This is a genomic window from Vibrio sp. OY15 (assembly GCF_000742455.1).
Classification (GTDB): domain Bacteria; phylum Pseudomonadota; class Gammaproteobacteria; order Enterobacterales; family Vibrionaceae; genus Vibrio; species Vibrio alginolyticus.
Genome location: NZ_JPIL01000032.1, coordinates 49279 through 71845 on the forward strand (window position 1 = coordinate 49279; position 22567 = coordinate 71845).

Sequence of the window (22567 nt, forward strand, 5' to 3'; positions counted from 1 at the left end):
ATGACAAAGGCAGGGGTTGTAACTCCCTGCCTTTTGCTTTTTACTGTTTGCTAAGCCTTACTTTAGCTTATAAATGACATCGACTTGATCGCGAATGATCATGGTTGAATCTTGGTAGCTATTCGCTCCTTCTTTACTATCCATCGCCATTGAACGCATTAACACAGGCTGAACGTGCATCTGTCTGTAATTGATCTGCCATACATCGCCCAACTTTTTCTCAAAACCAGTCGCTAATGACCCTGCTTTTTCTCTTGCGTCCTTAATCGCAGCCATTCGTGCCTTTTGCTGATACTCGGCTTGGTTGCTTACCTTAAGTTGAATATTATCGACCTGATTAATTCCCGCTTCTAACGCCATATCTAGGTATTGGTTAAGGTTTTTCAGATCCGTCACCGTGACATCAATACTGCGAGATGCTCGATACCCAACAAGTTCTGCTTTCCCTGATTTAGGGTAATGGTACTGAGGAGCAAGGTATAAATTCGAGCTAGTAATATTGTCTTTTGACAAGCCGGCATCCGATAAGCTTTTTAGAAACTCTTCAACGGTTTTATCTACGGACAATTTCGCTTGTTCGGCCGTCATTGTCGTATCGACTACTTTTACAGAAAACGTAGCCATATCAGGTGTGGCCGTCACTTCGCCATACCCCGTTGTCGTAACATGAGCAAACTCTGGCGTATTCGCCAAAACTGAAGCACTGGTAAGGCTGAGTGCTGAAGCCAGCAAAAATGAATACAATTTCATTCAATAAATCCATCCATACAAAATTAAGTACTTAATCTCAGATTCCAACATCACTATCATGGCTGAGAAAGCGTGTGGTTTCATAATAGAAACTTCCGCCGATTATCCAAGCACCTATAGTGACTTCTAACACAACTTTGACTATGTAACATTGGCGTAATTTTTAAACAAAACACACTTAAGTGAACGATATGCAGCTCTGACGAACTTATTGAGGTAGATGCTGCTGCGCATACCCCACTATCGCATGTGAGATTTCTTGTAGTACCCCAGTTTCTAACTGCCAGTGGTGCCAATAAATCCGATGGGACATTAAAAAACCTGGAGTCACATCAACCAACACACCTCTGTCTAATTCGTCGGTAATTTGCAAGCGGGGGATCAAGCAATAAGCTACACCAGCTAACGCCACTTTTAGAAACGCTTCAGAACTACTGATGTTGTGATGAATAACGCTGTCAGGATTGACGTTAAAATGCTCGGTAAGAAATGTTTTATGTAGATCATCATATTGGTCATATGAAACGGCCGGTGCTTTTGCCAATGTCTGATTATTTACGCCTTTAGAAAAATAACGCTGATAGAACTCTGGGCTCGCGACACAAACATAATCGATGCGACCTAAATAGTCTGCTCTGCATCCGGGGATTGGCTGGGACTCCAAGCTGATCGCTCCTGTCACTTCGCCACTTTTGAGTTTTTCAATAGAACGGTATTCACCATAGATAGTCAGTTTTAGTTCAACTTGACGCTGCTTCATAACATTTTGCAGCGCTGGCAGTAGCCATGTTGCAAGGCTATCTGCATTAGTCGCTAAAGAGAGTTGCACAGGTCGCGTACTGGTATCATTTTTTAGTTCGGGGAGAATTTCATGCTCTAGCAAGCGTACTCGCCGATAAAGACCCAACAATTTTTTACCAATTAGCGTTGGCTTAGGTGGCTGGCTTCGAATTAAAACAGGCTGCGCGAGAAACTTCTCTAACTGCTTGATACGTTGAGAAATGGCGGATTGAGAAACAAATAAATGCTCGGCAGCACGCTCAAAGCTACCCTGATAAACTATAGCGTCTAATGCCTCAATCCATTTGTAATCTAACCCTCGCATACCTTTCCTCTCACTCCTGATCAAATGCCTCCCGTTAAATTAGTCTATCTAATGTAAGATTAAAATCATTAATTATACTTATTTAGATAAACGCTTTATCTTTCCCTTTTCTGTAAATGTATTTGTTATTTTGAAGTGAGGTGAAGTGTGAGCTTGTGGGTTCTATTGCAAGGTTTTGGTTTAGGAGCATCAATGATCATTCCGATCGGCGCGCAAAATGCGTATGTTTTGAATCAAGGCATAAAGCGTAACCACCACCTAACAACCGCCACTATTTGTAGCGTGCTAGATATGATTTTCATCTCTCTAGGTATTTTTGGTGGTGGTGCAATTCTGTCTCAAAATGAAATCTTACTGACGTCGGTGACACTTGGTGGTATTGCTTTCTTGAGCTTCTATGGACTGCTCTCACTAAAAAGTGCTTTTAAGCCAGAGAGTGAATCGGAATCAAAAGGGGAGATCGTAGCTCGAGGTCGTCGAACGGTTATTCTAGGTGCGTTAGCCGTCACCGTGCTTAATCCGCACTTATATTTAGATACAGTCGTTATTCTAGGTTCGATCGGTGGACAATTTGAAGGCCATGATCGCATTGCTTTTGCACTAGGTACGATTATGGCTTCCTTTGTTTGGTTCTACACTTTATCGATAGGAGCAGCCAAACTAGGTCCAACACTCTCTAAACCAAAAGTGAAAAAAACCATCGACATTGCAATCGCAATGATGATGTTCACAATCGCATATATCTTAGCGAGTGAGCTTATTGATAAGTATTGGTAATCATAAGGTAGTAAGGCAGCAAAGACATGGAGTCACTAAAACGTATTTATAACAACAATAGAGAGCGATTCAACGCGCTCTCTATTCCTTTTCGGGAATGGCAGCACGAAGCCATCTTAGACTTTGAGACAGATATACGCATTGCGAGAAAGCTTGGTTGGACGGGTACGCATACCAAAAGCCTCTTTTTAACACTCAAAGGACAAGGTTACGCAGTTTATCTGACAGATAAGGACTCGCGCCTCGATGCCAAGCAGATTAAAGCGATTACAGGTAAACGTCCCTCTATTTGTAATGACGATGAAATGGTCGAAGTGTTAGGTTGCGTACCCGGCGCGGTTTGCCCAATAGGCTTACCGGAATACATCACTATCATTGTTGATACCAATCTCTATCAACATCAAGAGTTGCTCTATACGCCTGGCTTACCTGAGTTCACATTTGGATTTGCAGGTAAACATCTAAAACGCCTCTTACTTGCTGGTCATCACACCCTTTACGAAGTATAAAAAAGCGAGGCCTATTGGCCTCGCTTTTGAATATCGACTGCTTTTGATTAAGCGTCGACTTTGTTCAGGTGAACATCCATTTGTGGGAATGGAATCTCGATACCATTTTCATCCAATGCTTCTTTAATACCTTGCATTGCATCAAAGTATACGCCCCAGTAATCTGCAGTTTTCACCCATGGACGAACCACAAAGTTAACTGAAGAGTCTGCTAACGTAAGTACACCAATTGTGATATCTGGGTCTTTCAAGATACGTGGATCTTTCTCTAGCGTCTCACGAATCACTTTCTTCGTTAGTTTAAGGTCTGCTTTGTATGAAACACCAATCACTAGGTCGACACGTCGTGTCGCATGGCGAGAGTAGTTAGTAATGGCACCGCCGATAACTGAAGAGTTAGGCACAACAACCATTTTGTTGTCTGGTGTTTTTAGAACGGTTTGGAAGATTTGAATTGCTTCAACACTACCCGCTACACCACCGATTTCTACGTAGTCGCCTGATTTGAATGGACGGAACGCAACAATAAGTACGCCTGCTGCAAAGTTTGATAGTGAACCTTGTAGTGCAAGACCAACAGCAAGACCTGCCGCACCAATCACAGCAACAACAGAAGCGGTTTGAACTCCTAATCGACCAAGAGCCGCGATTAGCACGATTACAAATAGCAAGTAACGAACAAGACCGTGAATAAATTCAACGACGGCCTTATCCATGTTTTTCTTTTCTAGTACTTTAGAAACACTACCAGCGACTGCCTTAACGATAAGATTACCGATAAACAGAATAAGCAGCGCAGAGATAATGTTCACACCGTACTGAACCAGTAGATCTGAATTGTTTGTCAGCCAAGTTTCAGCCTGAGTTAGACCATCCGTTAAAGTGGTATCGATACCCACCGATTCACCTGCCATAATTCTTATCCTCAAAAATAAAGAGATATAAATCCAATTGCCGTTAATTTATGAACCTTGTTTTTTAAAGGCTCTTTTCTAAAACAACATCCCTATTGCTCCACTGAACAGTGTCAGATTTTTGGCACAATATCCCAACTCTGACTTTTTTCAAAGTCAGAGTTTCGCAAAGATATGCAAAACAAGACTTTATCAGAGCTTTCTGACACTGACTTGTTACAGGTTACGCAATGCACTCTGATTTCGCCACTCTTAAGACTGATATTCCCATGTTTTCTTTAAAAAAACGTTAAAGGTGAGATATCTCACTAGCAAATACAATCTAACGCATAAAAATATCGGGAGAAAGCAGCCGGGAAGAAAATGATAGACATAAAAAAACCCGCTCAAAGAGCGGGTTTTTAAGTAACTTAATCAGTAACGATTATAGTACGTCAACTGCGTTAAGGTCAGCAAATGCTTGCTCTAGACGAGTAACCATTGAAGCTTGGCCTGCACGTAGCCATACGCGTGGATCGTAGTACTTCTTGTTTGGTGCATCTTCACCAGTTGGGTTACCGATCTGACCTTGTAGGTAATCGTGGTTTTCAGCTTCGAACTTACGGATACCATCCCAAGTAGCCCACTGTGTATCAGTATCGATGTTCATTTTGATTACACCGTAGCCGATAGATTCACGGATTTCTTCTAGAGAAGAACCTGAACCGCCGTGGAATACGAAGTTTAGAGAGTTCGCTGGAAGACCGAATTTCTCAGAAACGTGCGCTTGAGAATCACGTAGGATAGTTGGAGTTAGTACAACGTTACCTGGCTTGTATACGCCGTGTACGTTACCGAAAGATGCTGCGATAGTGAAACGGTGGCTGATTGCGCTTAGTTTCTCGTATGCGTATGCAACGTCTTCTGGAGAAGTGTATAGCTCAGACGCATCCATATCAGAGTTGTCAACGCCGTCTTCTTCACCACCAGTACAACCTAGTTCGATTTCTAGAGTCATGTTCATTTTAGCCATGCGCTCTAGGTACTTAGCAGAAATTTCGATGTTCTCTTCTAGAGACTCTTCAGAAAGGTCGATCATGTGAGAAGAGAATAGTGGCTTACCAGTTTGCGCGAAGTACTCTTCACCAGCGTCTAGTAGACCGTCGATCCAAGGAAGTAGTTTCTTAGCTGCGTGGTCAGTGTGTAGGATTACTGGAACACCGTAAGCTTCAGCTACAGCGTGAACGTATTTCGCACCAGCAACAGCACCTAGGATTTGAGCTTCTTGACCTTCAAGTTTTAGACCTTTACCAGCAAAGAAAGCAGCGCCACCGTTAGAGAACTGAACGATAACTGGAGCTTTAACTTTTGCAGCTGCTTCAAGTACTGCGTTTACAGAGTCAGTACCCACACAGTTTACTGCTGGAAGTGCAAAGCTGTTTTCTTTTGCAACTTCAAATACTTTCTGAACGTCATCGCCAGAGATAACACCTGGTTTTACGAAGTCGAAGATCTTAGACATGGATGTAATCCTATTTATCTGTCGTTTTTAAACAAAACTTGTTAAGTTGAAAATCTTGCAAACGTTTGCTCACAACTGAGGCTATTCTAGCAGAGTTCCTCACACGTTGCAGCAAACAAGAAAGCGGGAGAGTCACTCCCCCGCTTTGCTTTAATTACTTAGCGCGCGCTTCTAGCATTTCTACTGCTGGAAGAACTTTACCTTCTACGAACTCAAGGAAAGCGCCGCCGCCAGTAGAGATGTAAGATACATCCGCTTTGATACCGAACTTGTCGATAGCTGCTAGCGTGTCACCACCGCCTGCAACAGAGAAGCCTTCAGAAGCTGCGATAGCTTCAGAGATACCTTTAGTACCTGCTTCGAAGTTCTTGAATTCGAATACGCCTACTGGACCATTCCATAGGATAGTCTTAGCGTTTTTAAGGATTTCAGCTAGTTCAGCAGTTGAGTCTGGACCAAGGTCGAAGATCATGTCGTCGTCTTGTACTTCAGAAACGTGCTTAATTTCAGCTTCTGCGTTCTCGTCGAATGCTTTCGCACATGCAACGTCAGTTGCTACTGGAATTGCACACTCGTCCATTAGCTTCTTAGCTGTTTCAACTAGGTCTGCTTCGTATAGAGACTTACCAACGTTGTGGCCAGCAGCTGCGATGAATGTGTTAGCAATACCACCACCAACAACGAGTTGGTCAGCGATTTTAGATAGAGACTCAAGAACCGTTAGCTTAGTAGAAACTTTTGAACCACCTACGATAGCAACCATTGGACGAGCTGGCTTGTCCATTGCTTTGCCTAGCGCTTCTAGTTCGTTCGCTAGTAGAGGACCAGCACATGCTACGTCTGCGTGCATACCAACGCCGTGAGTAGATGCTTGAGCACGGTGAGCCGTACCGAATGCGTCCATTACGAATACGTCACATAGTGCTGCGTATTTCTTAGATAGCTCTTCGTCGTTTTTCTTTTCGCCTTTGTTGAAGCGAACGTTTTCAAGAACAACAAGTTCACCCGCATTTAGCTCTAGGCCATCTAGGTAGTCTTTTGCTAGCTTCACTTCGCAATCTAGTGCGTCGTTTAGGTAGTTAACAACTGGTTGTAGAGAGAACTCTTCAGCGTATTCACCTTCAGTTGGGCGACCTAGGTGAGACGTAACCATTACTTTAGCGCCTGCTTCTAGGCAGTGCTTAATAGTTGGAAGAGATGCGATGATACGTGCATCCGAAGTTACTTTACCGTCTTTTACTGGCACGTTTAGGTCAGCACGGATAAATACACGTTTACCTGCAAGATCCAGGTCAGTCATCTTGATTACAGACATGATGTGTCCTCTCAAATATTTAATAATTAAAGTTTTTGAAAACTCGGCAACCCTGCCAAGCCTGTTAATTCTTCAAACTGGTTATAGATATGGAGATATTATGGATTTATTTCAAGGCTTGAAATAAAAATTCTCCATCACTTCTTCGTCATTACTGTTTCACTTGCGAAGAAGCTTGCATTGCTAAGGCAGTATCCAGCATCCGGTTAGCAAAGCCCCATTCGTTGTCGCACCAAACGAGCATTTTTACGAGTTGCCCGTTACTCACTCTAGTCTGGCTTCCATCCACAATCGCACTATGGGGGTCGTGGTTAAAGTCGATGGAAACGAGTGGCGATTCAGTATAGTCAACAATGTTACGTAATGTACACTGAGATGCGTTAACAATGGTTTGATTTACGTCATTAACTTTCACATTTGTACTAATTGTGACACTTAAATCCATTGCAGTGACGTTAACCGTTGGAACACGAACAGAAATTGCTTCGAATTTGTTGGAAAATTTCGGGAAGATTCTTTCAATCCCCTTATGCAACTTAGTGTCCACCGGAATAATAGATTGGCTTGCAGCGCGGGTACGGCGTAAGTCGTTATGATACGCATCGATTACTTGTTGATCGTTCATGGACGAATGAATTGTCGTAATGGTGCCAGACTCTATGCCGAAGGCTTCGTCTAATACTTTAATGATGGGAACGACACAGTTGGTGGTGCAAGAGCCATTGGAGACAACACGGTGCTCGTCTTTCAGAGTTTCGTGGTTCACGCCATAGATAATCGTATTATCTAGGTCGTTTGCACCCGGGTGCGAAAACAGTACTTTCTTCGCGCCAGCTTCTATATGCGCTTGCCCATCCGCTTGCGAACCAAATACGCCAGTGCAATCCAAGACGATATCAACGTCTAAATCACGCCAAGGAAGTAATTCGATTTCGGAGAGATGGAGAATGCGAATGGAATCATATTCACCGCTGTCATGATGAACATGCAAATGTTCTTGGTCATGGGAAATTTTTTTACCAAAGCGACCATGACTGGTGTCATATTGCAGTAGGTGTGCCATCGCCTCTGGCTGTGCTAGTTCGTTTACCGCCACAACCTTGATCTGCTGGTGTTTTCCGCTTTCATACACCGCTCGCAGAACATTACGACCTATACGTCCAAATCCATTGATCGCAACCTTTAGCATTTATCCTTCGCCCTACCAAAAATTTCGTGTCACAGATACTACCTGATCAGGCTGACAAACGCACCTGTTGAATCAAAGTAAAGCAGGATTAAAAAAGGTCGAGACTATGCTCGACCTTATTACAACGATAGATAATTAAAATGCGACGTCTAAACCTAACCAGTAGCGACGACCATCTTCAATATATCCATATTCTTCGTAACTGATTTCCTCGTCCAGCAAGTTATAGATAGCGCCTTTAATACGAGTATTGTCGGTTAACTGGTATGTCACACCGGCGTCCACAAAGGTATAAGCTGGTTCTACAATACTGTTTCTTGATGGGCCAGTAACCGGATCCATTTCTTTACCTCGGTACGTGACTTTCGCCCAGCTCTCTAGATCTGTTGTCGTTTGCCAAGTCACATCCACATTAAACAGATGCTTTGGTAACTGCTGCAGCGGCATGCCTTTGTATTCACCTGTTTTTTGCTCTGAGTCGGTAAATGTGTAGCTCGAGCTAAGGTAAATGGTTTCCGTTAACGGCGATGCTAAGGTCGCTTCAATACCTTGTGTGACGGCTTCATCCACGTTAATACGGTACGTTGGATCTGCGCCCCATTGGTTTGGACCATCAGTACAGATAGTGTCTGGACAAACAACACGTGTGATCTTGTCTTTGAATTCGTTATGGAACGCTGTCAAAGAGACATCTAAGCCAGAATCACCTTGATACAAGACGCTGATTTCTTTGTTTAGCGACGTTTCAGGGTCAAGATCTGGGTTACCGTAGATATTACCGCCACCACTGACTTGCGCCCAGCCAGGAGTAATTTCACGTAATTGTGGAGAACGGAAACCTGTTGCCACACCGCCTTTCACCGTCCAAGACGGATCAACTCGCCATACACCGTAAACACGTGGACTAAAGTGCGCGCCATAGTTTTCGTCATGATCTAGACGACCACCAAGCGTAACGCTAAACGGATCAGCGATTCTCCATTCATCTTCAATGAAAACAGCCCACTGCGTATTCGATGTTTCAGTCTTCGACGACGCTTTGTTGGAGGTGAAATCCTCAAGCTCTGCATGAGTAGCGTCCACACCCGTCGTCAACGTATGGTTTCCAATACCAGTCACCAAGCTCGATTTGAACGTGGTGTTGGTGATCGTCATCTCACGAGATTTGTTCTCGCTCTCTTCTCGCTGTAAGTAAGTATCTGAAATGCCAATCGAATCCCAATCACCGTTGTGGCTTACCGTTACGTAATTACGACGATATTCATTCAGTGAATCTTCACACCCTCCACGACACCCAATGGTCGGCACTGAAAGGCCCACATTGCCACGACGACTTTGTGCCGACGTGCCACCTTCTAATTGTACCGAGTGGCGCTCATTAATCTGGTAAGTCAGTTTTGAAGAGATACTCTGCATATCTTTATCTTCATAACCGTATTCGATGTCATCTTCTTCTCTGGTTGTGTACTGACCATATACTTGGAGAGATAAATTTTCAGCCAACGGACCATTAACGAAAAAGTTCGCGCTCTGCTCTCCCCCTGAGCGACTATTCTCTTGTAGTACCGTGCCCAGTTGAACATTACCCGTCCACTCTAGCGCATCTTTTCGTGTGATGACGTTAATCACACCACCAATCGCATCAGAACCGTAAAGCGTCGACATTGGGCCGCGAATAACTTCGATTCGCTCAATCGCTTGAAGAGGAGGTAACCAACCTTGTTCGATACCGGGGCCGTCGCTATTTGGACGAGTTTCACGCGTGCTTTGACGTTTACCATCGACCAGTATCAAAGTGTATTTAGAACCCATACCACGGATACTAATGTCGGTGGTATCACCACCACCTGTCACGACAACACCTGGCACACTTTTTAGTGCATCAGTCACATCGCGGTAATAACGAGAGTCCAACTCCTCACGTGAAATCACACTAATACTTGCAGGCGCGTCCGCTTGAGATTGCTCGTAGCTTGATGCAGTTACAACCACTGTTTCCATTTTAGAAACTGCATCATTGGCAAAAACATGAGGGACACTGACGAAGGCTAAAATACCAGTTGCGGTAATAACTGGCAGTCTAAGAGTAGACATCTACATCTCCATAATTGATAATGATTATTATTTTCGAAAGTGAATTATTCACAAATAGAATGAGATGCATAGTGAGAGTTATGGAACGGTTCTTTCCATTTATGGAACTCGTACATAACGCAGTAAGGAGTAAAAGAAATATGCACGACTTAGCATCAATTAGAGCCTTTGATGCGCTCAATCAGCATAAAAGTTTGACAGCCGCTGCTAAAGCCCTTAATCAGCCAAAATCAACGCTAAGTCGTCGCTTGGCACAATTAGAAGAAGACTTCGGTCAGGCTCTAACCGCTAGGCAAGGTAATCGATTAGTTCTGACAAGAGCTGGAGAAATCTTTGCCCACTACAGCCGCCAGATTCTTGAGTTAAGTGAAGAGAGTTATGATGCACTCCAAGGTTTAACGAACCAAGTTTCAGGGCCACTGCATATTGTTTGTCACACTGCCTTAGTTAGAAGCTGGCTCGGCGGCGTACTCAATCGTTTTCTTGCTGATAATCCCGATGTTAGAGTTCAACTTACCAGTGACTTTTCTGAGGCGCATCATGACCCAGATTTGTTCATCTGGCTCGGTGAACGTAAAGAGCTAGACTGGCGAAAAGAAGTGCTGGGGGTATTTCGCTATACGCCTTTTGCCTCTCCAAATTATCTAAAACAACATGGGCCTATACCGCACCCCAAAGAACTTGAAGCTCATCCATGGATCGATTTTGGTTCAGTGCAAGAAAATGGATTGATGCTAGCACACCCTCAACACGGTGAATTCTTTTTAGAACCCTTTGTTAGTCGCTTATACAGCGACAACATAGCAATGCAAATAGACAGTATCGCGAATGGTCATGGTATTGGACTGCTGCCGACTTGGACAGCATGCGGCTATGAGAAACATCACCCAGGGCGAATCACACCTTGCTTAGAAGGTTGGCTTTCTGAGCCTATTTCCATTAACTGCTATACACCAGCAGGACGACCACCACTGCGCTTATCCGTACTTTTAGACTGCATTCACCAAAGCATTCCACAAGGTTGGAAAACCTGACAAAAATAAAAAGGCCATCATAATGATGGCCTTTCTAACTTTAGCGTTTAACAATCGTCGTTTACGTTCGACTGTTTAGACGGTCCTACAATTACGCTAGCAATTCTTTTGCTGTGTTCACTACGTTTTCAGTCGTGAAGCCAAACATCTCGAATAGCTGACCAGCAGGTGCAGATTCACCGAATGTTGTCATACCGATGATGCGACCGTCGAAGCCAACGTACTTGTACCAGAAATCAGCAATGCCCGCTTCAATAGCGATACGTGCCGTTACGTCTGATGGCAGTACAGCTTCACGGTAAGCGGCGTCTTGTTTGTCGAATGTATCTGTTGATGGCATTGAAACAACGCGTACTTTCTTGCCTTCTGAAGTTAGTTGCTCAGCGGCTTTCACTGCAAGCTCAACCTCAGAACCTGTTGCGATAAGGATTAGCTCAGGCTTACCTTCGCTATCTTTCAGGATGTAAGCACCTTTCGCGATGTCTGCGACTTGTTCAGCAGTACGCTCTTGTTGCGCTAGGTTTTGACGAGAGAAGATAAGTGCAGTTGGTGCATCTTTACGTTCAATCGCTAGTTTCCATGCAACTGCAGACTCAACTTGGTCACATGGGCGCCATGTGCTCATGTTTGGAGTTACACGTAGAGACGCCATTTGCTCAACAGGTTGGTGAGTTGGGCCATCTTCGCCAAGGCCGATCGAATCATGCGTGTAAACTTGGATGTTCTGAATTTTCATCAGCGCAGCCATACGCATTGCGTTACGAGCGTATTCCATGAACATTAGGAATGTTGCGCCGTAAGGAACGAAACCACCGTGCAATGCGATACCGTTGATGATAGCAGTCATACCGAATTCGCGTACACCGTAGTGGATGTAGTTGCCAGAGAAGTCCTCCGTTTCTAGAGACTTAGAACCAGACCACATGGTCAGGTTAGAAGGCGCTAGGTCAGCAGAACCACCCATAAACTCAGGAAGCATTTGACCAAACGCTTCTAGTGCATTTTGCGATGCTTTACGTGATGCAATGTTCGCTGGGTTTGCTTGAAGATCAGCAATGATTTGGTTCGCTTTTTCTTCCCACTGTGCAGGAAGTTCGCCGTTTAGACGACGTTTAAGCTCTGCCGCTTCAGCAGGGTAAGCTGCAGCGTATGCTTCGAATTTTTCATTCCAAGCTGCTTCTTTCGCGGCGCCCGCTTCTTTTGCATCCCACTCAGCGTAAACATCTGCCGGGATCTCAAATGGGCCGTACTCCCAACCTAGGTATTCGCGAGCCGCTTGGATTTCATCGTGACCTAGTGGTGCACCGTGACAGTCGTGCGAACCAGACTTGTTAGGAGAACCGAAACCGATAATTGTTTTGGTACAGATAAGCGTAGGACGTGGGTCCGCTTTTGCTGCTTCAATTGCTGCGTTGATCGCGTCTGAGTCGTGACCATCGACTGCTGGGATTACATGCCAGCCGTACGCTTCAAAACGCTTAGGTGTATCGTCAGAGAACCAGCCTTCAACGTGACCGTCGATAGAAATGCCGTTGTCATCCCAAAACGCGATCAGTTTGCCTAGACCTAACGTCCCAGCAAGAGAGCATGCTTCATGCGAGATGCCTTCCATTAGACAGCCGTCACCCATGAACACATACGTAAAGTGGTCAACGATATCGTGACCTTCTTTGTTGAACTGTGCCGCTAGTGCTTTCTCTGCGATCGCCATACCAACAGCGTTAGTGATGCCTTGACCTAGAGGACCCGTTGTTGTCTCGATACCAGGCGCGTAGCCGTACTCTGGGTGACCTGGGGTTTTTGAGTGCAATTGACGGAAGTTTTTCAGATCGTCAATAGATAGCTCGTAACCGCTTAAGTGCAGTAGAGAGTAAATAAGCATTGACCCATGACCGTTTGACAGCACAAAGCGATCGCGGTCGGCCCACTCTGGGTTTGAAGGGTTATGGTTTAGGTGAGAGCGCCAAAGAACTTCAGCGATATCAGCCATACCCATTGGTGCGCCTGGGTGGCCTGAGTTAGCTTGTTGAACACCATCCATGCTTAGAGCACGAATTGCATTGGCAAGATGTTTACGAGACGACATGTCTGCTCCTGAGTACATTAAGCGAAACGAAAAGTAGGTCATAATTCTCTCAAAGCCCTGTTGGGTGTGCAAACGTTTTCCAGTCCAAAACCTCACAAATATTGCACCTTTCGCGCCAAATCGTTCGAAGTTCTTAAAATTATCAATAAATCAGGCAAACGTTTGGTTATAACAAAAACCAAAAAAGAGCTTGTAATTCGAGCAATCAAATTTAGAATAGACGTCTAGATGTAGATACACCTACAAAAATTAGTATTAATTTGCGCTGGAGAGTTTATCATTCCCCAGTTTTAAACCAGATATAGTGGAGCTAACATGGCTAAGCACCTGTTTACTTCTGAGTCAGTATCAGAAGGTCATCCAGATAAAATTGCAGACCAGATTTCTGATGCGGTTCTTGACGCGATTCTAGAGCAAGATCCAAAGGCTCGTGTTGCATGTGAGACTTACGTTAAAACCGGTATGGTAATGGTGGGTGGTGAAATCACGACTTCAGCATGGGTAGACATCGAAGAGTTAACTCGTGAAACCGTTCGTGAAATCGGCTACGTACATTCAGATATGGGCTTTGACGCAGATTCTTGTGCGGTACTAAACACAATCGGTAAACAGTCGCCAGATATCAACCAAGGTGTTGATAAAGCTGACCCTAAAGAACAAGGTGCAGGCGACCAAGGCATCATGTTTGGTTACGCTTGTAACGAAACTGAAGTACTAATGCCAGCGCCAATTACTTACTCTCACCGTCTTGTTCAAAAGCAAGCAGAAGTTCGTAAAAACGGCACACTACCTTGGTTGCGTCCTGATGCAAAATCTCAGGTAACATTCCAATACGATCAAGGTAACATCGTTGGTATCGACGCGGTTGTTCTTTCAACTCAACACTGTGATTCAATCTCAACTTCAGACCTGCGTGAAGCGGTAATGGAAGAGATCATTAAGCCAGTGCTACCTTCTGAGTGGATCAACAAAGAAACAAACTTCTTCATTAATCCAACCGGTCGCTTCGTAATCGGTGGTCCTATGGGTGACTGTGGTCTAACTGGTCGTAAGATCATCGTAGATACCTACGGCGGCGCAGCTCGTCACGGTGGCGGTGCGTTTTCTGGTAAAGATCCATCAAAAGTTGACCGTAGTGCAGCATACGCAGCACGCTACGTAGCGAAAAACATCGTAGCGGCAGGCATGGCTGACCGTTGTGAGATCCAACTTTCTTACGCAATCGGTGTTGCTGATCCAACGTCTATCATGGTGGAAACGTTCGGTACTGAGAAAGTACCTCACGACATCATCATTGAAGCGGTTCGTCAATTCTTCGACCTACGTCCATACGGTCTACAAGAAATGCTTAACCTTCTTCAACCTATCTACAAGAAGACAGCGGCATACGGTCACTTCGGTCGTGAAGAATTCCCGTGGGAAGCGACAGACAAAGCTGCACTTCTACGCGATTTCGCTGGCATCAAATAATCAAGCCAAGCAAGAATCAATCAAGCCCTCGCCTATGGCGGGGGCTTTTTATTTTCAGCAACTTTTATCCAGCCATTTCGGCTCATACCGCCCTGACCCACAAAGCAGTCCTGTTTCTCCCTCATTTTTTATACCGAATAAATTTTAAGCAATTATTTGTAAATTATCCCATCTCCGCCAATAGTTAAAATATTGTTAACTCCAATTTAAATAGAGACGTCGGATGCTGGCGACTGTGGAAGCACACTTAAGTAAAGACATGAGTCAGGCATCTTTATGGCCGATACCAAACTAAGCCAATGCTCAGATGTAAACTTGAAAAAGTCGCTTCAAGTTTGACTGAACAAAAACCGCTGTCAGTTGGTATAAGCGGATAATGTGGGAATAAATCAAGGAGGAGTTATGCCTCGAACTGTTAATCCATCGGACTTCCACAACAAGCGAAAGGAAGTGCCAGACAACGAATACGCCAGAACCATACCGTGCAATACGGTCAATCTTTCTGCACCTTTTCATTGGCTCGCATTAGGTCTGCATGATTTCGTGCGAATGCCGCTTATTAGTGCTTTCTATGGCATCTGTTTTATGGCAGCAGCCATAGGCATTGTTTTGCTCGTACAGTGGCAAGGCACACACTTGGTCGTCATGCCCAGTTTGATTGTTTACATGTTAATCGGTCCGTTTCTCGCGCTCGGCTTGTATGATGCCAGTTGGGAGAGAGAGCGCGGACACAAAGCAAGCTTGTTCCATTCAATGAAAGCGATCGGTCGTAACTCAACATCTCAATGGGCGTTCGCCGTGTTACTCGCAGTGTGTATGATATTTTGGATGCGCATTGCCGCTCTACTTCATGCGCTCTACCCTTCTGTTCAAGGGGCACCTTTAAGTGAGTTCCTACCCTTCCTTGTCATCGGCTCTTTAGTTGGCTTTGTTTTGGCTTGTGTGGTGTTTAGCATTTCAGCCTTTTCTATTCCGCTCATGATGGAGCGTCGCGTAGACATGATGACCGCTGTATTTACCAGCTTTAATGCAGTGAAATCCAACATTCCAGCAATGATTGTTTGGGCAGCGATCATCTGTGGCGGTATTCTTATCGGCTTTGCGACCTACGGGATCGGAATGTTGTTTACCATGCCAATTCTAGGCTACGGTACATGGCACGCTTACCATGCCACCATCAAGAAAAAACACACACCATAATTAACTGATGCTATGATCTGGCCCTCGCAAATGCGGGGGCTTTTTTATTTGATTTATCGAGGTGAATTGTGGATATAGAACTCAGCTATAAAGCCAAGCAAGTGATGGCGGGCTGTATCGCGATGGCGGAACAATCTTTCAAACGTTCTTTCCCGATTCCAACAATCACCTTCGACGTCCGTGGGAAAGCGGCAGGAAAAGCCTACCTTCAATTAAATCAAGTACGCCTAAACCCTGTTTTATTTCGCGAAAACACCCAAGCATTCTTAGATGAAGTCATTCCTCATGAAGTAGCACACCTGATTACTTATCAGGTTTACGGGCGAGTTAGGCCTCACGGTAAAGAATGGAAAGGCGTCATGGAAGCCGTATTTAACGTACCAGCCAAAACCACTCACAGCTTTGAAGTAAAATCCGTTCAAGGTAAAACCTTTGAGTATCGTTGTGGTTGTATGACCTACCCTCTATCGATTCGCCGTCATAATAAAGTACTGCGCAAAGAGGCGACGTACTCTTGTCAAAAATGTCGCCAACCACTTAACTTCACCGGCATTCAATTATCGTAGCCCTTACCTCATAGTGTTACTTGCGTTCCCAAAATAAAGATCGGTTGATCAAAACCTTCCCTTCGCCACTTATTGTTAACTTACTCATCACTAAAGCTATTTTATGCGTGTTATCATGAATAAAGTCATACTTTATAAAGACTTTTATCATGAAATACTTATTCTCTCTGTTGCTTATCTCGCTTTCTAGCACTGCGATTGCCGCTCCACCGAGCTCATTCTCTGCAGCCAAACGTGAGGCGGTCAAAATTTATCAAGACCACCCAACAAGCTTCTACTGTGGCTGTAACATTCAATGGCAAGGCAAGAAAGGCTTACCCGATTTAGCCTCTTGCGGTTACCAAGTCCGTAAACAAGAAAAACGGGCTGCACGAATCGAATGGGAGCACGTTGTTCCTGCGTGGCAATTTGGCCACCAGCGTCAATGCTGGCAAGATGGCGGACGTAAAAACTGTAAGAAAAAAGACAAAACTTTTCGTTTGATGGAAGCAGACTTGCACAACCTAACCCCTGCTATTGGTGAAGTAAACGGTGACCGTTCGAACTACAACTTCAGCCAATGGAACGGTATGGATGGCGTGAGTTATGGTCGCTGTGAGATGCAAGTGAACTTTAAGCAGCGTAAAGTCATGCCACCAGACCGTGCGCGTGGCTCAATTGCTCGTACCTATCTATACATGAGCAAAGAGTACGGTTTCAAACTGTCGAAGCAGCAAACGCAATTAATGAGTGCTTGGAACAAAACCTATCCTGTCGATAAATGGGAATGTGAGCGTGACGAGCGCATTGCAAAAGTACAGGGCAATCACAACCCATTTGTTCAAGAAGCCTGCCGCGCACTGTAACCTCCGACCTCGAAGCGTTTCAATTACTGATATTGAAACGCTTCTTGCCCCTTGTTTTTTCGGTGCAAAGCATCCATGTTAGGGTTTAAGTTTATTCTCTTGCTGGAAATCTCATGCGTACCCCTCGAATTTATCATCCAGAAACCATTCATCAACTTGGCTCACTTCCTTTAAGTGACGACGCAGCAGGCCATATCGGTCGTGTTTTGCGCATGAAAGAAGGCCAAGACGTTCTCCTTTTTGACGGCAGTGGCGCAGAGTTCCCAGCGGTTATCAGTGAAGTCAGCAAGAAATCAGTTTTGGTTAACATCACCGAGCGCGTAGAAAACAGTATTGAATCCCCTTTAGATCTGCACCTTGGTCAAGTCATTTCACGTGGCGATAAGATGGAGTTCACCATCCAAAAGTCTGTTGAACTTGGCGTCAATACCATCACTCCTCTGATTTCTGAACGTTGTGGCGTCAAGCTTGACCAAAAGCGTTTTGAGAAAAAACTCGCGCAATGGCAGAAAATCGCCATCAGTGCCTGTGAGCAATGTGGGCGTAATGTCGTGCCCGAAATTCGTCCAATTATGAGCTTGGAAGAGTGGTGTAAAGAAGAGTACGATGGTTTAAAGCTTAACCTTCACCCTCGTGCTAAATACTCAATCAACACTTTGCCAACCCCGGTTGAAAAAGTGCGCCTACTGATCGGTCCTGAAGGCGGTTTATCGTCTGAAGAAATCGAGATGACTCGAGAATACCAATTTGAAGAAACGCTACTCGGTCCTCGCGTTCTGCGTACCGAAACAGCGGCTCTGACAGCAATTACAGCCTTACAAGTTCGTTTCGGCGATCTTGGTTAAACGGAGAAAAATAATGATCAAACTCGGTATCGTAATGGACCCAATCTCGTCCATTAACATCAAAAAAGACTCTAGCTTTGCCATGATGCTTGAAGCGCAACGACGCGGCTATGAAATCCACTACATGGAAATGAATGATCTGCATCTCGATCAAGGCGTTGCCATTGCAGATACTAAAGTGGTAGAACTAAAAGAAGATCCAAACGGTTGGTACGAGTTCAAATCAGAGCAAACTATCGAACTGTCTGAGCTAGACGCGGTACTAATGCGTAAAGATCCTCCGTTTGATACTGAATACATCTACGCGACTTACATCCTTGAGCGTGCAGAAGAACAAGGTGCACTGATCGTTAACAAGCCTCAAAGCTTACGTGATTGTAACGAAAAGCTGTTTACAGCATGGTTCCCAGAGCTGACACCTACAACGATCGTGACGCGAAAAGCAGAGAAAATTAAAGAATTTCGTGAAAAACATGGTGATGTCATCCTGAAACCACTTGATGGTATGGGTGGCGCGTCCATCTTCCGTGTAAAAGAAAACGATCCAAACGTCTCTGTGATCATCGAGACATTGACTAACCACGGTCAAAACTACGCAATGGCACAAACCTTCGTGCCAGACATCAGCAACGGTGACAAACGTATCCTAGTGGTAGATGGCGAACCTATGCCTTACTGTCTAGCACGCATTCCTGCTAAAGGCGAAACGCGCGGCAACCTAGCCGCTGGTGGTACTGGTGAAGCTCGTCCGCTAAGCGAAACCGACCTCAAAATTGCGCAAACCGTTGCTCCGACACTGAAAGAAAAAGGCCTTATCTTTGTTGGCCTTGACGTAATTGGCGACAAGCTAACAGAAATCAACGTCACCAGCCCAACCTGTATTCGCGAAATTGAAGCAGCTTTTGATATCTCAATCACAGGCAAGCTGATGGATGCGATTGAGCGTCGAGTAAAAGGCGAATAACTCAAACTGTATTACAGTTAATAGAGAGCGTAGTACATTAACTTAAGCAAACTCATGCACATACCTAGATGATAAACTGTATGATGTTTGCTTAAGGGCATTTACGAGAGTTAAGGGTCAGTATGAGTATGAATCTCACAAATCACTTTTTGGTTGCCATGCCTGGGATGAAAGATCCGTACTTTCAAAACAGCGTGATCTACGTTTGTGAGCACAACGAAGACGGCGCTATGGGGCTGATGATCAATGCTCCTGTTGATATCACCGTCGGCAACATGCTCAAGCAGGTGGAAGTTCAGCCAGTACACCCGCGCCTATTTGAAGCCAGTCTAGATAGACCAGTTTACAATGGCGGCCCAATCTCGGAAGATCGTGGCTTTATTTTGCATAAACCCAAAGATTACTACGAGTCCAGCGTCCAAATGACCGATGACCTCGCGGTAACCACTTCGCGTGATATTCTATCGGTATTAGGAACAGAAGCAGAACCAAGTGATTACTTAGTGGCACTTGGCTACTCCGGTTGGAGTGCAGGCCAATTAGAAAGTGAGCTGGTCGAAAACTCTTGGCTCACCATTGAAGCGACGCCTGAAATTATCTTTAATACACCAATCAACGAGCGTTGGAAGAAAGCGGTCGAAAAGCTGGGTATCGACCCAAGTCATCTTTCAGCAGACTCTGGACATGCTTAGTCCGAAATACAGTTACATTAGATAGAGACACCTTATGTCACGCACAATTATGGCTTTTGACTTTGGAACCAAAAGCATTGGTAGCGCTATTGGCCAAGAAATTACTGGTACGGCTTCCCCATTAAAAGCCTTTAAAGCCAATGACGGTATTCCAAATTGGGACGATATCGAAAAGCAAATCAAAGAGTGGCAGCCAGATTTGCTAGTGGTCGGTTTACCAACTGATCTTCATGGCAAAGACCTTGAGACCATAACCCCTCGTGCACGAAAATTTGCTAAGCGTCTGCAAGGCCGATACGGCTTACCTGTTGAACTGCATGATGAGCGTTTATCTACAGCAGAAGCTCGTGCGGAGTTGTTCAGCATGGGCGGCTACAAAGCCCTATCGAAAGGGAATGTGGACTGCCAGTCAGCGGTGGTGATTCTAGAAAGCTGGTTTGAAGCCCTCTGGGGTGAATAAAACACAATACTCAAAACAAGAAAAGGTTGGCAAGTGCCAACCTTTTTTCGTCTAAACACGCTTAATCCATATCGATCTTAACGTTAGCAAGACTGCCCGTAGAGAATGCTTCGCCACGCTGTGTTTTCAACATCAAGCGCAAATCATTCGCCGAATCGGCACTGTGCAGCGCATCCTCTTCGCTGATCTTACCTTGCATCACCAACTTATAAAGAGATTGATCGAACGTCAGCATACCAAACTCATTTGAGCGAGCCATGGTTGACTTCAACTCATGCAAATCTCCGCGACGGATCAAATCAGATACTCGTGGGCTATTTAGCAAGATCTCAAATACACCATGACGCCCCTGCCCATTCTTATCTCGGATCAGCTGCTGACCAACCACACCTTTTAGGTTCATCGACAAATCAAACAAGAATTGTTCTTTTTGATCTTTCGGTACCAAGTGAAGAATACGCTCTAAGGCTTGGTTGGCGTTGTTGGCGTGCAAAGTCGCCATACACAGGTGACCTGTTTCAGCAAACGTCATCGCGTATTCCATTGTTTCACGGCTACGGATCTCACCAATCAAAATCATATCTGGTGCTTGGCGCAGCGAGTTTTTAAGCGCAACTTCATAGCTTTCCGTATCTAACCCAACTTCGCGTTGAGTCACGATACAGCGCTTATGCTCATGCACGAATTCGATCGGATCTTCGACCGTCAAAATATGCCCCGTCTTGTTGCTGTTTCGATAGCCCGTCATTGCCGCCATTGTGGTGGACTTACCTGACCCAGTAGCACCAACCACCAGCACCAAACCACGCTTGGCTATCGCTAAATCTTGCAACACTAACGGTAACTTTAATTGCTCAAAGGTGGGAATATTGGTTTCAATACAACGAATCACCGCACCCGGTAGTTCCCGCTGGAAAAAAGCACTAACACGGAAGCGGCCACAATCTCTCACAATGGCAAAATTCGACTCACGACTTTTACGAAATTCCTGACGCCGATCTGGCTCCATAGCACTGTCGAGTAATGCCGCTACATCACTCTCGGTGAGTTTTTCACCTTGTGGTCGCAATTCGCCATCCACGCGAAACAAAATTGGCGCACCAACCGTGATGTACAGATCCGACGCTTTCAGCGCCAGCATACCTTCGAGAAATTTATTTAGATCCATCTTCCGTATTCACCATTATCTGTATGAGCGTTACGAGAATTGCTGCACTTCTAATCCGATCTTACTATCGACCTCTTCACGAGCGACCATACCTTGTGCCATTAACTGACGAGCATTTTGCTCCATGGTTTGCATGCCGTGAGCCGCACCAGTTTGAATGATCGAATACATCTGCGCGACTTTGTCTTCGCGGATCAAGTTACGAATCGCAGGCGTTGCCATCATGATTTCATGGCATGCAATACGGCCACCACCATTACGTTTCAATAACTTTTGAGCGATAACCGAACGAAGGGACTCAGAAAGCATCGAGCGCACCATGTCTTTATCACTACCAGGGAACACATCGATAATACGGTCAATGGTTTTTGCCGCCGAGCTGGTGTGTAACGTTCCGAACACTAAGTGCCCCGTTTCCGCCGCCGTTAACGCAAGGCTGATGGTTTCTTTGTCACGCATCTCACCAACCAGAATGACATCCGGGTCTTCACGCAATGCGCTGCGCAGTGCGTTTTGGAAACTATGCGTATCACGGTGTACTTCACGCTGGTTGATCAAACATTTATTGTTGTTGTGAACAAATTCAATCGGATCTTCAATTGTGAGTACGTGCTTGTTGTGATTACGGTTAATGTAGTCAACAATGGCTGCTAAGGTCGTCGATTTACCTGAACCTGTTGGGCCAGTGACCAGAACTAAGCCTTTTTCAGCGTTCGCAATTTTTTTGAAGATCTCGGGAGCTTCCAGCTCTTCCAAAGTTGGAATGCTGCTTGGAATGGTACGGAATACTGCCGCACAGCCACGAGATTGGTTGAAAGCGTTGACACGGAAACGACCAACGTTATGCAACTCAAAAGAGAAGTCGACTTCGAGTTTTTCTTCGAACTCACTGCGTTGGGCATCGTTCATGATTTCGAAAACCAAACGATGCACTTCTTGGTGTGTAAACGCTGGAATGCCTAGTTTTCTCACATCCCCATCAATACGAACCATTGGTGGGACACCTGCAGAAAGATGTAGATCCGAGGCATTATGTTTTACACTAAAATCCAGTAACTCAGTGATATCCATTTAAAATCCTTA

At 45.0% G+C, this 22567-nt stretch carries 21 protein-coding genes; 11 read left to right on the plus strand and 10 right to left on the minus strand.

The genetic code is table 11. From position 1 onward, the window contains the following. Positions 1–57: 57 nt before the first annotated feature. A complete protein-coding gene (locus IJ23_RS23040; RefSeq protein WP_005384550.1) occupies positions 58–750 on the minus strand; it encodes an oxidative stress defense protein in 693 nt (230 codons plus the stop codon). Between the two features lie 208 nt (positions 751–958). Then, positions 959–1855 carry a LysR family transcriptional regulator ArgP gene (locus IJ23_RS23045; RefSeq protein WP_025768836.1) on the minus strand — a complete coding sequence of 299 codons (897 nt, stop codon included), beginning with the start codon at positions 1853–1855 and terminating at the stop codon, positions 959–961. Between the two features lie 147 nt (positions 1856–2002). On the opposite strand from IJ23_RS23045, the gene IJ23_RS23050 reads away from it, so the two are divergent. Both IJ23_RS23050 and IJ23_RS23055 read left to right on the plus strand, forming a co-directional pair. Further along, positions 2003–2632, plus strand: coding sequence for a LysE/ArgO family amino acid transporter (locus tag IJ23_RS23050; RefSeq protein WP_025998531.1), 630 nt, complete (start codon positions 2003–2005; stop codon positions 2630–2632). A 26-nt stretch (positions 2633–2658) separates the two neighbouring features. Beyond that, the gene (locus tag IJ23_RS23055; protein ID WP_033907450.1) at positions 2659–3141 is read left to right on the plus strand and encodes a YbaK/EbsC family protein; all 483 of its coding nucleotides are present in this window, start codon (positions 2659–2661) and stop codon (positions 3139–3141) included. 47 nt (positions 3142–3188) lie between these two features. Here the strand turns inward: IJ23_RS23055 and mscS are convergent, their stop codons facing one another. From mscS to IJ23_RS23080, 5 genes are all read right to left on the minus strand, one after another. After that, positions 3189–4055, minus strand: coding sequence for a small-conductance mechanosensitive channel MscS (gene mscS, locus IJ23_RS23060; RefSeq protein WP_005380995.1), 867 nt, complete (start codon positions 4053–4055; stop codon positions 3189–3191). A 424-nt stretch (positions 4056–4479) separates the two neighbouring features. Further along, the gene (fbaA, locus tag IJ23_RS23065) at positions 4480–5556 is read right to left on the minus strand and encodes a class II fructose-bisphosphate aldolase (protein WP_005380996.1); all 1077 of its coding nucleotides are present in this window, start codon (positions 5554–5556) and stop codon (positions 4480–4482) included. A 154-nt stretch (positions 5557–5710) separates the two neighbouring features. After that, positions 5711–6871, minus strand: a complete 1161-nt coding sequence (locus tag IJ23_RS23070; RefSeq protein ID WP_005384547.1) for a phosphoglycerate kinase — start codon at positions 6869–6871, stop codon at positions 5711–5713. A gap of 151 nt (positions 6872–7022) precedes the next feature. After that, on the minus strand, positions 7023–8060 hold the full coding sequence (gene epd, locus IJ23_RS23075) for an erythrose-4-phosphate dehydrogenase (RefSeq protein ID WP_033907451.1): 1038 nt from the start codon (positions 8058–8060) through the stop codon (positions 7023–7025). Between the two features lie 135 nt (positions 8061–8195). Further along, positions 8196–10154 (minus strand): ligand-gated channel protein, encoded by a 1959-nt coding sequence (locus IJ23_RS23080; protein WP_033907452.1) that lies wholly within the window; start codon positions 10152–10154, stop codon positions 8196–8198. 140 nt (positions 10155–10294) lie between these two features. On the opposite strand from IJ23_RS23080, the gene IJ23_RS23085 reads away from it, so the two are divergent. Continuing rightward, positions 10295–11188: a LysR family transcriptional regulator gene (locus IJ23_RS23085; protein WP_017633561.1), complete on the plus strand. Its 894-nt coding sequence runs from the start codon at positions 10295–10297 to the stop codon at positions 11186–11188. A 91-nt stretch (positions 11189–11279) separates the two neighbouring features. On the opposite strand, the gene tkt is transcribed toward IJ23_RS23085, so the two are convergent. After that, positions 11280–13274 (minus strand): transketolase, encoded by a 1995-nt coding sequence (gene tkt, locus IJ23_RS23090; RefSeq protein ID WP_033907453.1) that lies wholly within the window; start codon positions 13272–13274, stop codon positions 11280–11282. Positions 13275–13589: 315 nt separating this feature from the next. On the opposite strand from tkt, the gene metK reads away from it, so the two are divergent. The 8 genes from metK (at position 13590) to ruvX (ending at position 20316) form a co-directional block, all read left to right on the plus strand. After that, positions 13590–14744 (plus strand): methionine adenosyltransferase, encoded by a 1155-nt coding sequence (gene metK, locus IJ23_RS23095; protein WP_005384541.1) that lies wholly within the window; start codon positions 13590–13592, stop codon positions 14742–14744. A gap of 402 nt (positions 14745–15146) precedes the next feature. Further along, complete coding sequence (locus tag IJ23_RS23100; RefSeq protein ID WP_005381026.1) at positions 15147–15944, plus strand: DUF2189 domain-containing protein; 798 nt, start codon at positions 15147–15149, stop codon at positions 15942–15944. Between the two features lie 68 nt (positions 15945–16012). After that, positions 16013–16510 (plus strand): SprT family zinc-dependent metalloprotease, encoded by a 498-nt coding sequence (locus IJ23_RS23105; protein ID WP_033907454.1) that lies wholly within the window; start codon positions 16013–16015, stop codon positions 16508–16510. Between the two features lie 149 nt (positions 16511–16659). Continuing rightward, positions 16660–17355: a deoxyribonuclease I gene (endA, locus tag IJ23_RS23110; RefSeq protein WP_033907455.1), complete on the plus strand. Its 696-nt coding sequence runs from the start codon at positions 16660–16662 to the stop codon at positions 17353–17355. A gap of 113 nt (positions 17356–17468) precedes the next feature. Then, entirely contained in the window at positions 17469–18200 is a 732-nt protein-coding gene (gene rsmE / locus IJ23_RS23115; RefSeq protein ID WP_033907456.1) for a 16S rRNA (uracil(1498)-N(3))-methyltransferase, read from the plus strand. A gap of 13 nt (positions 18201–18213) precedes the next feature. Next, positions 18214–19164 carry a glutathione synthase gene (gshB, locus tag IJ23_RS23120; protein WP_005381021.1) on the plus strand — a complete coding sequence of 317 codons (951 nt, stop codon included), beginning with the start codon at positions 18214–18216 and terminating at the stop codon, positions 19162–19164. Positions 19165–19292: 128 nt separating this feature from the next. Further along, a complete protein-coding gene (locus tag IJ23_RS23125; protein WP_005381020.1) occupies positions 19293–19856 on the plus strand; it encodes a YqgE/AlgH family protein in 564 nt (187 codons plus the stop codon). 34 nt (positions 19857–19890) lie between these two features. After that, positions 19891–20316 (plus strand): Holliday junction resolvase RuvX, encoded by a 426-nt coding sequence (gene ruvX / locus IJ23_RS23130; RefSeq protein WP_005381017.1) that lies wholly within the window; start codon positions 19891–19893, stop codon positions 20314–20316. A gap of 61 nt (positions 20317–20377) precedes the next feature. Here ruvX and IJ23_RS23135 read toward each other — a convergent pair whose 3' ends face one another. Together IJ23_RS23135 and IJ23_RS23140 are read right to left on the minus strand one after the other, a co-directional pair. Then, positions 20378–21484, minus strand: a complete 1107-nt coding sequence (locus IJ23_RS23135) for a PilT/PilU family type 4a pilus ATPase (RefSeq protein ID WP_033907457.1) — start codon at positions 21482–21484, stop codon at positions 20378–20380. 30 nt (positions 21485–21514) lie between these two features. Next, positions 21515–22555: a type IV pilus twitching motility protein PilT gene (locus IJ23_RS23140; RefSeq protein ID WP_005381015.1), complete on the minus strand. Its 1041-nt coding sequence runs from the start codon at positions 22553–22555 to the stop codon at positions 21515–21517. Positions 22556–22567 lie beyond the last annotated feature (12 nt).